This is a genomic window from Phnomibacter ginsenosidimutans (assembly GCF_009740285.1).
Lineage (GTDB): Bacteria > Bacteroidota > Bacteroidia > Chitinophagales > Chitinophagaceae > Phnomibacter > Phnomibacter ginsenosidimutans.
On the sequence record NZ_CP046566.1, the window covers coordinates 459,131 to 472,188 of the forward strand.

General features: G+C 45.0%; 14 protein-coding genes and 1 pseudogene. All 15 read left to right on the top strand.

Annotated features, from left to right (window positions below; translation table 11 throughout):
• The first annotated feature begins 61 nt into the window (after positions 1 to 61).
• The 15 genes and pseudogenes from GLV81_RS01905 to GLV81_RS01975 all read left to right on the top strand — a co-directional run bounded on the left by GLV81_RS01905 (position 62) and on the right by GLV81_RS01975 (position 13,057).
• Positions 62 to 904, top strand: coding sequence for a hypothetical protein (locus GLV81_RS01905; RefSeq protein WP_197428844.1), 843 nt, complete (start codon positions 62 to 64; stop codon positions 902 to 904).
• Positions 905 to 922: 18 nt separating this feature from the next.
• Positions 923 to 2,200: an O-antigen ligase family protein gene (locus tag GLV81_RS01910; RefSeq protein ID WP_157476356.1), complete on the top strand. Its 1,278-nt coding sequence runs from the start codon at positions 923 to 925 to the stop codon at positions 2,198 to 2,200.
• Positions 2,201 to 2,261: 61 nt separating this feature from the next.
• Positions 2,262 to 3,599, top strand: a complete 1,338-nt coding sequence (locus tag GLV81_RS01915; RefSeq protein ID WP_197428845.1) for a lipopolysaccharide biosynthesis protein — start codon at positions 2,262 to 2,264, stop codon at positions 3,597 to 3,599.
• Complete coding sequence (locus GLV81_RS01920) at positions 3,596 to 4,723, top strand: glycosyltransferase family 4 protein (RefSeq protein ID WP_157476360.1); 1,128 nt, start codon at positions 3,596 to 3,598, stop codon at positions 4,721 to 4,723. Before GLV81_RS01915 ends, GLV81_RS01920 begins: the two co-directional genes overlap by 4 nt.
• Positions 4,724 to 4,732: 9 nt before the next feature.
• Entirely contained in the window at positions 4,733 to 5,104 is a 372-nt protein-coding gene (locus GLV81_RS01925) for a sugar 3,4-ketoisomerase (protein WP_157476362.1), read from the top strand.
• Positions 5,097 to 6,211 (top strand): annotated as a pseudogene (locus GLV81_RS19795) (DegT/DnrJ/EryC1/StrS family aminotransferase). Before GLV81_RS01925 ends, GLV81_RS19795 begins: the two are co-directional and overlap by 8 nt.
• Positions 6,208 to 6,900 carry a hypothetical protein gene (locus tag GLV81_RS01935; protein ID WP_157476364.1) on the top strand — a complete coding sequence of 231 codons (693 nt, stop codon included), beginning with the start codon at positions 6,208 to 6,210 and terminating at the stop codon, positions 6,898 to 6,900. The pseudogene GLV81_RS19795 and the gene GLV81_RS01935 overlap by 4 nt, the downstream one beginning before the upstream one ends.
• A gap of 1 nt (position 6,901) precedes the next feature.
• The gene (locus tag GLV81_RS01940) at positions 6,902 to 7,057 is read left to right on the top strand and encodes a hypothetical protein (RefSeq protein ID WP_157476366.1); all 156 of its coding nucleotides are present in this window, start codon (positions 6,902 to 6,904) and stop codon (positions 7,055 to 7,057) included.
• On the top strand, positions 7,054 to 7,554 hold the full coding sequence (locus GLV81_RS01945) for a hypothetical protein (RefSeq protein WP_157476368.1): 501 nt from the start codon (positions 7,054 to 7,056) through the stop codon (positions 7,552 to 7,554). The genes GLV81_RS01940 and GLV81_RS01945 overlap by 4 nt, the downstream gene beginning before the upstream one ends.
• The gene (locus GLV81_RS01950) at positions 7,532 to 7,849 is read left to right on the top strand and encodes a hypothetical protein (protein ID WP_157476370.1); all 318 of its coding nucleotides are present in this window, start codon (positions 7,532 to 7,534) and stop codon (positions 7,847 to 7,849) included. The genes GLV81_RS01945 and GLV81_RS01950 overlap by 23 nt, the downstream gene beginning before the upstream one ends.
• A gap of 159 nt (positions 7,850 to 8,008) precedes the next feature.
• Positions 8,009 to 8,998 (top strand): NAD-dependent epimerase/dehydratase family protein, encoded by a 990-nt coding sequence (locus tag GLV81_RS01955; protein WP_197428847.1) that lies wholly within the window; start codon positions 8,009 to 8,011, stop codon positions 8,996 to 8,998.
• Positions 8,999 to 9,007: 9 nt separating this feature from the next.
• The gene (locus tag GLV81_RS01960; RefSeq protein WP_197428848.1) at positions 9,008 to 9,682 is read left to right on the top strand and encodes a glycosyltransferase family 2 protein; all 675 of its coding nucleotides are present in this window, start codon (positions 9,008 to 9,010) and stop codon (positions 9,680 to 9,682) included.
• A 114-nt stretch (positions 9,683 to 9,796) separates the two neighbouring features.
• Complete coding sequence (gmd, locus tag GLV81_RS01965; protein ID WP_157476374.1) at positions 9,797 to 10,909, top strand: GDP-mannose 4,6-dehydratase; 1,113 nt, start codon at positions 9,797 to 9,799, stop codon at positions 10,907 to 10,909.
• A 15-nt stretch (positions 10,910 to 10,924) separates the two neighbouring features.
• Positions 10,925 to 11,854, top strand: coding sequence for a GDP-L-fucose synthase family protein (locus GLV81_RS01970; protein WP_157476376.1), 930 nt, complete (start codon positions 10,925 to 10,927; stop codon positions 11,852 to 11,854).
• Between the two features lie 141 nt (positions 11,855 to 11,995).
• Positions 11,996 to 13,057: an NAD-dependent epimerase gene (locus tag GLV81_RS01975; protein ID WP_157476378.1), complete on the top strand. Its 1,062-nt coding sequence runs from the start codon at positions 11,996 to 11,998 to the stop codon at positions 13,055 to 13,057.
• Position 13,058 lies beyond the last annotated feature (1 nt).

A 13,058-nucleotide genomic window follows, 5' to 3' on the forward strand; every position in this document is an offset into this window, starting at 1 on the left:
AAGGCATCAAATAATGTACATCAGGAAAATTTTTCCGCCACTGATAATCCTAATTATGTGTATGGGTAAATCAATAGCTGTTGATGCGCAACAACTATTGATGGCTATGGAAAATCTTCCACCGGCTTCTGTTGCTTTTCAGCAGAAGGAAAAAATTACTTCTATACCGGTTTTGTATGCGTCCGATTTCGATCCGGAAGATGATGGGACAGCAGATGAATCATTATTGAAGCAAGCCGTTGCAAAAAAAATTCCTGATATCAATTATAAGGGTGTAGCTGTGCTCGATTGGGAAGAGCCAGGCTTTACTGTATTGGAAAAGGGTGATGCGCAATCTGTTTTGTTTCAGGAAACACTCAAAAAATATCTACGCTTATTAGCTTTGTGCAAGCAGCTACGGCCAAAGGCAAACTGGGGTTATTATGGCATCCCGTTTACCAGTTATTGGGATAGTGCAATGGTTGTCAATACGAATAAGCAGATAGCACCACTTATACAAGCAGTGGATGTGTTGCTGCCCAGCCTTTACAGCTACTACCCACAAGGCACACCACAAACAAATAACCAGGCTTATTTTGCTGCCAATGCTTCGGCTATGGCACAGCTGGCACAGCAAGTGAAAAAAAAATGGTACGTGTTTATATGGCATAGGTTTCATCCATCAAATGAGCAAAGCGGGTTGATGCTAATACCAAAAGCAGAGTTAGCACAACATTTACTTTGGATGAAGAAAGCCGCCGTACAAAATTCTATGGAGGGTTTTATATGGTGGGGTGCTGATGATTATTATTATAAAACAGGAAGCGCCGCCCTGAAACGGGAAGTAGGAAAAAAGTCATTTGTAAAGTACTGGAACAATACGATTACCATTTACGGGGCACTTATTAAAAAGCAATTAAACTAACCTTACTTTTTTATCAGCTTGATTACGGGTACTACATACCAACCAGAAATACCAACTACAGAAAGAAAAAAACTGGAAGCATTTTTTTCCATCTTTTTTCTGTCCCTTTTTTTTGCATACCCGCTTTCTACTTTCATTACTAAGTATGTTTTGCCTTCGTCAAATATTGTTTCTGTATTAGCAAGGGCATGGGTGCTCATACTCGGGCTTAGAGCAATTTATCTTAATCTGAAATGGAAGACAGGCTTGTACGGCACCCCTTTTTTAATCTTTCTGTTTTTGTGGTGTGTCTACAGTGTTCGCATTGCGTATGATACTATTTTGAATGCTCATGAACTTGGCTCCAGTCCTGCATTGTATTTCAACTTTGCAATATTGCTCAGTTTTATTACTACCATTGGCTGTTTTACCAAAGTGGCTTTTTGGAAATGGAAGCATTTTGTTAAGGTGCTGTTTATGGTGCTGATAATCTTAAATGTGCTGATAGTTATCAGCGTTGTAACTGCACCTACGGATTATATCATTGAACGAGGATTTCGATTTGAAGGAAACGAAAGGCTTAACCCAATTACATCTGGAATGATTGCAGCCTTCTTACTAGTGCTGATTTTTGTAAAAGTGCACAATGGTCAAATATCAAAAAAGACGGCCTTATTTTTCTTGTTACTGGCGGCATTGAGTGTAGTTAATCTCGTAACTACATTATCTAAGGGCCCCATCTTATTTGCTGTCCTTAGTATGCTGTTTATTTTATTCCGGCTGCTGACGAAAGGAGCATTGAAAACAGTTGCCATAATAGCAGTAGGTGTAATTGGGGTGGGCTCTATTATGAGTTATTTCGGAATTGTAGACATAGTGAATCTTGTGTTAGAAAGGTTTATTGGTATTGGCGAAAGAGACGAAAGTACAGCTGAAAGAATTTTGCTTTATAGCAATGCGTGGAAGCAGTTTTTAGCTGCGCCATTAACCGGCGATTTTTTGGAAGAAAGAGTATTGCGCATTTACCCGCACAATATGATATTGGAAGCATTGATGGCATTGGGAATTTTCGGCGGGCTATTGTTCCTGCTTTATTATATCATCAGCAGTTTGCGCATTGTTATAGTTATACTTCGTACAAATGTGCACATCGTTTCACTCATTGTATTTTACGGGTTCATATCCAGTATGATTAGCGGCAGCTTGAGTATGGGTCCGGAAATATGGTATTGTTTTGCTTTTGCCCATGTATTCTATCATCAATATTTAATCAACAGGCAGGCGCAAACAGCAGTCCTCCATTGTGTGTCATCGTAGTAGCAAAGTCTCTGTGTCAAAAAAAACAACAAGTTGCCCTTTCCATCATTGAATGAACCACATGCTTTCTAAAATTAAACACGAAATAAAAACCGGCAAGCTGCGAAAGGAAATCAGCGATTCTCCTTTTGTAAAAAGGTTTTTCGGCGTGTTTATTTTGGATGTACTGGCAAAGGGTTCTATGTTCCTTTTTTTGCCGCTGTACCTGCGGTTAATGACGAAAGAAGAATTCGGTACGTTTTCGTATTTGCTCTTTGTAATAATGAACATTGCTTACTTCATAAAGCTGGGTATGGATACAGCACAGGCAAAGCTTTATTATGACTATGAAGGAGTAGAAAGGAATAAACTATTATTCAATATCAATTTGCTTACTATCGTAGTATTTATACTGCTGTACGGTGGCTTGATTTTGTCGGGGTTCGATCTTTTTATATTTGAAAAAATTGGGGTTGAACAGGACTTGTATACAAGTGTTCGCTGGTTTGTTGTTATTTATGTGTTTGCTTTTATTCAGCAAATCATGTTGCAATCGTATCTGGTAGCCGATAACAAGGCAAGTAAGTTTCAGGTGTACAATTTGGTGAAAGTGCTGGCCATGAGTATTGGCGCTGTGTTGGTATTGTATTTTTTTGCCAGCAACAAAATCAGCAACCGCCTCTTGGTAGAATCTGTTTCGGCAGTATTGGTTTTTGCTCCACTTACTGCTTATTTCATCAGGCAAATGAAGCCTGTGATAGACAGACAAATGTTACTCAAATCAATACATATTGGCTTGCCCATGCTTGGCAGTGTATTTGTCGGTTTTGTGTACAGCTTTGTAGATAAATATTATTTGCAAAAAGCACATGGTTTTGGTGATGTGGCAGTGTACAGCCTGGCTATATTTTTAACCACACCGGTAAACCTCATTTTCAGTTCTTTTAATCTGCTTTGGTTCTCTAAATTTTTTCAGGAAAAAGATGCGCAACGCAATTACCGACAAACCAAAAAAGTGTACCTGATTATGTTGGCGGCATTTTCTGTGTTGTTTGTGGGTTTATGGGTTGCCGTTATATTGGCGGTAAAATTTCAGTTGATTGATGCGTCGTACCAGCCGGTTGCCATATTGCTGCCTTTTATTTTTTACTACAAAGTGTTAGAAAGCTTATCCAATTTATACACCAATTTTTTGGTGCAGGGTGAGCAAACCAAGCTCATCTTTCGCATTACCATGATTGTAAGCGGTTTGGCATGGCTGTCTTTCGCCTGGCTTATTCCGGTATATGGGTATCTGGCCGCAGCCATTATTTTATTTGTGATGGAATTATTCCGTACTGTCTGCCTTGTATTTTTTGCCCGTAAAATTGTGTTCGGCAGCAGCAAAGTATCGCTGCATCAAAACGGAGGTTTGGCGTGAAGCAACAAGACGTACTTATATTTCATAACATTCTCTGGAGCCACTATACTGGTGTTGTTTTTGGCCGGTTGTCTACACTTTTGGCGCAGCACAACGGTCGTTTATTTGTGGTACACGTGGCCGACTCAATGCACAGCCGAAAAGGTATAGGAGAAATTGATAAAAGATATCATCAGTATCCTTATCAGGTGCTGTTTCCAGGCTCAATAGAAAAGGTAGGCAAATGGCAACAGCTGGTAGCAGGTGGAAAAATACTGCTGTCGTCAAAAGCCACCGATGTGATGGTTTTCGGATACGATTTGCCGGTGTATGTGTTGGCTATTTTGCTGGCGCCATTGCTGGGCAAAAAACTGCATGTGGTGGCCGATGCAACTGCTTACGACCGGCCCCGCCATCCGCTTAAAGAAAAGCTAAAAAAGTTATTGCTAAAAAGAGCTACAACGGTTATTTGCTACGGGCAGTCGCACAGGCAGTACCTGCAGTCGCTGGGTGTACCCTTGCACAAAATTGCTATTCGCCTGCAGGCTACAGATAATGATCAAATACGACAATTGTATCAGCAATGGAAAAGCAATGCTGAAAATGCTGAACCTGCTTCCCGGCCCAGCTTTATTTTTATAGGCCGCCTTATCGAAGAAAAAAATTTGTTTATCCTCTTGCAAGCCTTTGCCCAACTGAAGAGTAACTGGGTACTCAAGTTGGTTGGTGCTGGTGTGTTGGAGCATTCGCTCAAAGCGTATTGCAAGAAACATCAAATAGAAAATGTAGTATTTGCAGGAGCACTACCACTGGCAGCAGCAGTAGCTGAGCTGGCAGCATCCGATGTATTGGTGCTGCCCAGTGTATCCGAAACCTGGGGCCTTGTAGTAAATGAAGCCATGCTCTGCGAAAAGCCGGTCATTGTTTCGCATCATTGTGGCTGTGCACTGGAGTTGGTGCAGCATGGGCACAATGGGTATATTATCAATCCTAACGATGTAGGTGATTTAGCCGCTGCCATGCAAAAGTTTGTTTCGGGCGAAGCAGACATGCCTGCCATGGGGGCCGCATCGCTGGCTATAGTAAAAGATTTTACACCAGAAAAAGCGGCATCGCAGATATTTGCGGCTATATCAGAAAATTGATTTTGCTGCATGGCACACCTTATTTCGCTGCTTACCAATACCGATGCAAGGGGCAACCTTACGGTCATCGAAAAAATTTTTCCTTTCGATATCAAACGCATTTTTTACATCTATGGGGTCGATAGTTCCGTTCGTGGTAAGCACCGGCATCATCTTACCCGCCAGGCAGCTATTTGTATAAAGGGTTCTTGCAGGGTGTCTAATCAATCGGGCAAGGGTCTGCCTGTTCAAGAATTTATACTCGATCATCCTTCTGTTTGCCTCATGATTGAACCCGAAGATTTTCATTGGATGGATCAATTTTCGCCAGATGCCATACTCATGGTGCTGGCTTCTGAATACTACGACCCCAAGGATTATATATTTGAACCTTATGAGTAAACTCAATATCCCCTACGAAGATCTTAGAAAGGTGAATGAACCTTTTGAGGCTGAGTACCGGCAGGTGTTTGATACATTGCTCCAATCGGGGTGGTACATATTGGGAAAGCAGGTGCAGCAGTTTGAGCAACAGTTTGCCAGCTACTGCGGGGCGCAGCATTGTGTGGGTGTGGCCAACGGTTTAGATGCATTGATACTGGCACTGAAAGCATTGCAGCTGCCGCCCGGCTCAGAAGTATTAGTGCCTTCCAATACCTACATTGCTACCATACTGGCCGTAACACAGCTGGGTTTAAAGCCTGTTTTGGTAAGCCCCGATATTCGTACATACAATATTGACCCTGCATGTATTGAGGCCAGCATAACTGCTCACACAAAAGCCATTCTTGTAGTGCATTTGTATGGCAAGTGCTGCAACATGCAGCCCATTATGGAGCTGGCCCGTCAGCATGGTTTGTATGTGGTGGAAGATTGTGCACAGGCGCATGGTGCTAAGTATTTCGGGCAAATGACCGGCACGTTTGGACACGCCAGCGGCTTTAGTTTTTACCCCACAAAAACCTGGGCGCACTGGGCGATGCTGGTGCAGTAACTACCAACGATGCAGCTATAGCCGATGCTATAAAAATGCTGCGCAACTACGGCAGCCGCACCAAGTATTACAACGAAGTGGCAGGCATGAACTCGAGGTTGGATGAAATGCAGGCAGCATTTCTCAGCATAAAGCTAAAACACCTTGATGCAATTACGCAGCACAAGCAGACCCTGGCAGCATTTTATTTGAAACATTTACATCCTTCACTCATACTGCCTGTGGTAGAAGAAGGATATGTGGATGTGTACCATATTTTCAACATTCGTACGGCACACAGAGATGCATTGAAAAGCTATTTGCTGGAAAACGGAATTAAAACAGAAATACACTACCCGGTGGCACCTCATGCACAAAAAGCCATGAAGGGAATTTTAGACGGACAATATTGCCCCATTGCTGAAGCAATTCATAACAGCACATTGAGTTTGCCTATTTCTTTTGGCACCTCATTGCATGAAGCCGGTATTGTTGTTGAATTTGTAAACCGCTTTATCAACCAGCACCCGGCATGAAATTAAAACACTACAGTTTTTTTAATTCTGGTGTAAAAGCCATTAATACCCGCGATAACTGGGATAGTGTGCGGCTTGATGAATCGGAGCGGGATTACTACATACCCGGCACTATTGAAGCTTTTGAACAGTTGCCCAGCGTAATCAATAGTAAGCCATTGGCAACATGGATTGCCCACCAGATGGCTTTGATAAATGCCCGGGCTCTTTACTCTATTGGCTGCGGAGTGGCTTATGTAGAGTACAACTTAAAAAAAACAGCGGGTATCCGTGTGGCGGTATCAGACTTTACCCCGTCGGTGATGCGGCTGCAGGCATTGCAGGTGTTTGATGAAGTTGTTGAACTGGATATTACTACCCAAGACCCCGCCATTTCGCCCGGCACTGTGCTGTACCTCGGCCGCATTGATACTGAACTTGCCGATGCACAACTGCAGCAAATTTTCGCCCGGCTTCATCAGTTGAATGTGCAACATATTTGTATGGTACCTGCGCAGCTGCTTACCCCCAAAGCAGCGCTGATAGAAGCCTACGTGTTGCTGAAAAGCATACTGCAGCGGCGCCCCCGCACTTTTTGTGGCTACAACAGGTCACTGGGTTTATTCCGGCAGCTGGCAGCCCGGTATTATCAACTCACTTTTCATACGGTAGAAGGTAAGCCCGTGTTTTGGCTGCACAAAAAAGATTAGCATGTTACATTTCTGTACCTATTTCGATAGTGGCTTTTTACCCAAGGGCTTAGCCCTCATCGATTCATTAAAAGCCCACACCCCCGATTTTTCAATAACCATACTGGCACTGGACGACAAGGCATATACCGAACTGGAAAAAGAAAAGATCCGGTGATTGAACTTATTGGCCTGCAGCAATACAAAGATTATTTCGATATAGACGAATCGAAGTATGCCGATAAAAAGCAGTTTTACTTTTCTATTACGCCCAATATCTGCCTGTATCTTTTTGAAACCAGGCCGGAGCTCAACCGCATTTTTTACCTAGATGCAGATTTGTATTTCTTTCAGTCGGCCAACATATTGCTGCAAGAAATGGGGGAGCACAGCATCCTGATATGTTCGCATCATTTCAACCCATTGCATCAGCTTATTGCTACCCATTACGGTCATTTCAATGTGGCTATCAATGGTTTTGTAAACAATGAGGAAGGCCTGCAATGCCTGCGCAGCTGGAAGCAGGATTGCGAAAGCTTGGTACCCGGGTATGCCGGGCTATCCGCACAGTTTTTTCAGCGATCAGATTTTTTTAGATACATGGCCGTCGAAATATTCCTCGTTGAAAATTGTGACAAACAAAGGCATCGACGTGGCCCCCTGGAACCTCAATAACATCCGCATTACCCGGCGCAACGGTGTGTTTTTAGCCAATGGCGAACCGCTGATGGTGTATCATTTTTCTTCGTTGGTAAAAACCGGCACAAACACCTGGAAAACCAACACCGCCAAATTTTTTGTGTCGGTAAAAGGGGATGTGCTGGCATTGTACAAGCAATACATCCAGCAGATTGAAGGCTATGGCTACGAAAACCGCATTGTACAAACACTGAATTTTAAAGCAGGAAGTTTGAGGCGATTGGTACAAAAAGTATCTGGCAAACTGTTTAATGAATTTGTGGAAGTATAAAGACATGTCAGATTAGAGGCAGAAATAATTCATACCCCATAAAGGGGATGATGCTGTATGGAGTCGCTGCCTATCTTTACGCCCCAAATTCTACTGGGGAGGTTGGCTACAAACGATAGTATTTCTGGCAGTCGTCCTACTCGAATCAGTAAAAAACTCATGGCAACAAAGCACTCTATATTGCTCACAGGCGGCGCAGGCTTTATTGGCACACACATACTTTCCATGTTTCCTGACACGCAATTTGTAGTAACCGATATACAGTCGCCACAGCAAAAGCAGCCCAATACCATTTACATAAAAGCCGATGTACGAAGCGAAGCCGATATGCTGCCCATATTTGAGCAGCACCGGTTCGATTGTGTGCTGCACCTGGCTGCCGCCCACAAAGATTTTGGCGTAGAGCAAGAAGAATATTTTGAAGTAAACGAAAACGGTACAGCGCTGGTAAGCCAGTTGGCTGGTCAGTATGGCATCAAAAAGTTCATTTTCTTTTCATCGGTAGCCGTGTATGGCGATTGTAACACGCCCACCACCGACAAAACACAGCCCAATCCAAGCAACGATTATGGAGCCTCAAAGCTGGCAGCCGAGCAGGTACTCAACCGATGGTGGCAGCAAGATGAAAGCCGCACTGTCATCATCATTCGCCCGGCACTGGTGTTTGGAGAAGGCAATGTGGCCAATATGTTTCGGTTGATTGATCAAATAAATAAGGGACTGTACTTCAACGTGGGCAAGGGCGACAATATCAAATCCATTGCCTACGTAAAAAATCTGGTTGAGGTAACCTGGTACCTGCTGGAATATCAGCAAAGCGGCATTCACATTTACAACTACGCCGATCAGCCACATCTTCGTACCGCCGAAATTGGCCTTACCATTGCTGCCGCTTTGGGCAAACCCAAGCCCAAAAGTATTCCAATGGGCTTACTGCTCATGATGGCTAAGCCATTTGACCTGCTCATAAAAATGTCGGGCAAAGACCTGCCCATTTCCAGCCACCGGGTAAAAAAGTACGGCACCCAAACCTACCATCAGGCACAGCAAATTTTTGCAGACGGCTTTAAGCCAAAATATACAACTCGGGAAGGTCTGGCAAAAATGGTAGCCTGGTATAAAGAAAGTGTTCAAAAAAATGGCAAATAGCTGCACCGCATGACTGTATCCATCATTACCGTCTGCTACAATAGCAGCCAAACAATAGCCGATACCCTGCAAAGTATTCGCCAGCAAGATTACCCTCATATAGAATCGATAGTGGTAGATGGCGGCTCTACCGACGGTACCATGAACATGGTGGCCCAATATGCAGATGTGGTTACCAAATCTGTGTCGGAGCCCGACAAGGGCATTTACGATGCCATGAACAAAGGCCTGACCATGGCAACCGGCGATATCATTGGTATTTTGAACTCCGATGATATGATGGCTTCGCCACACAGCATTAGCCAAATTGTGGCAGCTTTTCGGGAGCAACCCAATGGTTGTGTGTATGGAGATCTGGTGTATGTGCAACAGCAAAACACCCAACAAATTGTTCGGTATTGGAAATCGGGAAAAGGAACTGCCCGGAAATTTTATTTCGGATGGATGCCGCCGCACCCAACATTCTATGTATCGAGGCAGGTGCTCAATACTTGCGGCCAATATGATTTGCGGTTTCCTGTGGCAGCCGATTATGAGTACATGCTGCGGGTAATGGTGAAGCACGGTGTAAAAGCCGTATATGTGCCCGAAGTATTGGTAAAAATGCGCCTCGGTGGATATTCCAACCAATCCGTCAATAGCCGTAAACGCTCTTTTTCGAAAATCACGAAGCATGGCGGGTAAATGATTTGAAACCATATTTCTTTACAGTCTGGTTGAAAATAGCCCGCAAATTCAAACAGTATTTAGCAAAACCTTGAAAAGTATACCAGCAATTATAACCTTACCGCCTACCTCATGAAAACAGCACTCATCACCGGTATTACCGGGCAAGACGGCGCCTATCTGGCCGAATTATTACTCAGCAAAGGCTACCACGTTCATGGCGTAAAACGCCGCAGCTCCATGTTCAATACCGATAGAATTGACCACCTCTATCAGGACCCCCACGAATCGAATGTGCATTTTAAGCTGCACTACGGCGACCTTACCGATAGCACCAACCTCATCCGGATTATACAGGAAGTGCAGCCCGACGAAATTTATAACCTCGCTGCGCAAAGCCATGTAAAAGTGAGCTTTGAAACGCCGGAGTACACCGCCAATGCCGACGCCATTGGAGCCCTGCGTATTCTGGAAGCCATCCGCATTTTGGGGCTCACTAAAAAAACGAAGTTTTACCAGGCCAGTACCAGCGAACTCTACGGTCTGGTGCAGGAAGTGCCCCAATCTGAGCGGACACCTTTCTATCCTCGTTCGCCTTATGCAGTGGCTAAATTGTATGCCTACTGGATTACAGTAAACTACCGCGAAGCCTATGGCATGTTTGCTATGAATGGCATTCTGTTCAACCACGAAAGTCCGCTGCGGGGCGAAACCTTTGTAACCCGCAAAATAACCCGGGGTGTGGCCCGCATTGCCTTGGGCATGCAGGACAAAATCTTTTTGGGCAACCTCGATGCGCAACGCGACTGGGGCCATGCCAAAGATTATGTAGAAGCCATGTACCTGATGCTGCAGCAAGAAACAGCGGAAGATTATGTGGTGGCCACCGGCATTACCACTACCGTTCGGGAGTTTGTACGCATGGCATTTGCCGAAGCTGGTATCGAACTCGAATTCAGCGGCAGCGGTGCCGACGAAAAAGCAGTGGTGAAAGCCGTAGCATCGCCCGACATTAAAGTGCAGCCCGGTACAGTAGTTGTGGCTATTGATGCCGCTTACTATCGCCCTACCGAAGTAGACCTGCTAATTGGCGACCCCATCAAAGCCAAAACGCAACTCGGATGGGAACCTAAATATGATTTACCAGCTTTGGTAAAAGAAATGGTGGCCAGCGATCTGGCTTTGTTTCGCCGCGAAAAGTTGCTGAAAGACCAAGGCTTTCAGGTGTTAAATCAGTACGAATAAACCGCCGCCAACAGCATGGAAAAGCAAGCGAAAATTTTTGTGGCCGGCCATCGGGGCTTGGTGGGTTCGGCTATTTGTAAAAAGCTACAGGAAGAAGGCTATACCAATTTGGTGCTGCGTACATCTGCCGAATTAGACCTGCGCCAGCAGGATGCGGTGGCCGCATTTTTTGCCAGCGAAAAGCCGGAGTATGTATTTGTGGCAGCGGCAAAAGTGGGTGGCATCATTGCCAACAGCACTTACCCAGCCGAGTTTTTGTACCAAAACCTGGCCATTCAAAACAACATCATTCACCAGGCTTATGTGCATGGTGTAAAAAAGTTATTGTTCCTGGGTTCCAGTTGCATCTACCCCAAGCTTTGCCCACAGCCTATCAAAGAAGAATACCTGCTGACAGGCCCGCTGGAGCCCACCAACGATGCCTACGCCATTGCCAAAATAGCGGGCATCAAAATGTGCGATGCTTATCGCCAGCAATATGGTTGTCATTTTATTTCGGCGATGCCCACCAATATGTATGGGCCTAATGACAATTTTGATTTACAAAATAGCCACGTACTACCTGCACTCATCCGCAAAATGCATACCGCCAAAGTAACCGGGCAACCCCATGTAACCATTTGGGGCACGGGCACACCTAAGCGGGAGTTTTTGCACAGCAATGATTTGGCAGCTGCCTGCCTGCACCTGATGCTGCATTTTGATGAACCCGGCCCCATTAATATTGGCACTGGCGAAGACCTGAGCATAGCCGAACTGGCGCAAATGGTAAAAGAAGTGGTAGGCTTTGAAGGCCAACTTGAATTTGATACCACTAAGCCCGACGGCACTCCCCGCAAACTGCTTGATGTTAGCCGTATTCACGCCTTGGGTTGGAAACATCACATTGAACTACGCGACGGCATCAGCGATGTGTATGCACTGGTAAAGCCAGTTTTAAGTTAACGTGTGCTCATTGTTACAGCCGCTAAAAGTCAAGGTTGTATTTTTGCCGACTTCGTTCATGTGCAGTCGTTAGCCTGGTGATAACCGAATAGTAGCTAATGTTGGCTGGGCCGCATTTGGTCGAATAACCAAATTGTATCTATGAAAGTATTGGTGACCGGGGCGGCTGGTTTTATTGGTTATCATCTTACCGAAAGATTGCTCAAAGACGGGCATGAAGTGGTAGGGCTGGATAGCCTCAACGATTATTATCCGGTTGAGCTCAAACACGACCGGCTGCGGCAGCTGGGCATTGCTATTGGCCACGAGCATAACGGCGACCTGCTGCAGAGTAGCCACTATACTTCCTTTCAGTTTATACAAATGAAGCTGGAAGACCGTGAACCTTTGCAACAACTCTTTGCACAGTTTGCTTTTGATGCGGTTGTCAATCTGGCTGCACAGGCCGGAGTTCGTTACAGCATCACCCATCCGTACAATTACATTGATGCCAATATTGTGGGCTTCATGAACATATTGGAATGTTGCCGCCACCACAATATCGGGCACCTGGTATACGCCAGCAGCAGTAGTGTGTACGGGTTAAATGAATCCATTCCTTTCCGGCCCGATCAACCTGCTGATCATCCTGTAAGCTTATATGCTGCCAGCAAAAAGGCCAACGAAATGATGGCCCATGTGTACAGCCATTTGTACAAAATACCTACTACGGGGCTTCGCTTTTTTACTGTGTATGGCCCCTGGGGCCGGCCCGATATGGCGCTGTCGTTATTTACCAAAGCCATTGTAGAAAACAAACCCATCGACGTGTTCAACCATGGCAACATGGAACGTGATTTTACCTATGTAGGCGATATCGTAGAAGGCGTGGTAAGAGTGCTACAACATCCGGCAAAGCCCAACCCTGATTGGGATGCAGCTCATCCCGAATCGGATAGCAGTTCAGCTCCATACCGTATTTACAACATTGGCAACAATGCACCGGTAAAACTGACTGAATACATCGAGGCCATTGAAAACAAACTGGGAAAAAAGGCCATCAAAAACATGCTGCCCTTGCAACCCGGCGATGTGCCCCGCACCTTTGCCGACGTACAATCGCTGATGAATGATGTAGGTTACAAGCCTACCACACCTGTATCGGAAGGTGTAGGTCATTTTATCGATTGGTATCTCCGTTACTATCAAGTGCATTTGTCTTAGT

Coding starts and splice junctions, on each gene's coding strand:
- GLV81_RS01905 (WP_197428844.1), top strand. CDS start 62: ATGGGTAAATCAATAGCTGTTGATGCGCAACAACTATTGATGGCTATG.
- GLV81_RS01915 (WP_197428845.1), top strand. CDS start 2,262: ATGCTTTCTAAAATTAAACACGAAATAAAAACCGGCAAGCTGCGAAAG.
- GLV81_RS01925 (WP_157476362.1), top strand. CDS start 4,733: ATGGCACACCTTATTTCGCTGCTTACCAATACCGATGCAAGGGGCAAC.
- GLV81_RS01935 (WP_157476364.1), top strand. CDS start 6,208: ATGAAATTAAAACACTACAGTTTTTTTAATTCTGGTGTAAAAGCCATT.
- GLV81_RS01940 (WP_157476366.1), top strand. CDS start 6,902: ATGTTACATTTCTGTACCTATTTCGATAGTGGCTTTTTACCCAAGGGC.
- GLV81_RS01955 (WP_197428847.1), top strand. CDS start 8,009: ATGGCAACAAAGCACTCTATATTGCTCACAGGCGGCGCAGGCTTTATT.
- GLV81_RS01960 (WP_197428848.1), top strand. CDS start 9,008: ATGACTGTATCCATCATTACCGTCTGCTACAATAGCAGCCAAACAATA.
- gmd (WP_157476374.1), top strand. CDS start 9,797: ATGAAAACAGCACTCATCACCGGTATTACCGGGCAAGACGGCGCCTAT.
- GLV81_RS01970 (WP_157476376.1), top strand. CDS start 10,925: ATGGAAAAGCAAGCGAAAATTTTTGTGGCCGGCCATCGGGGCTTGGTG.
- GLV81_RS01975 (WP_157476378.1), top strand. CDS start 11,996: ATGAAAGTATTGGTGACCGGGGCGGCTGGTTTTATTGGTTATCATCTT.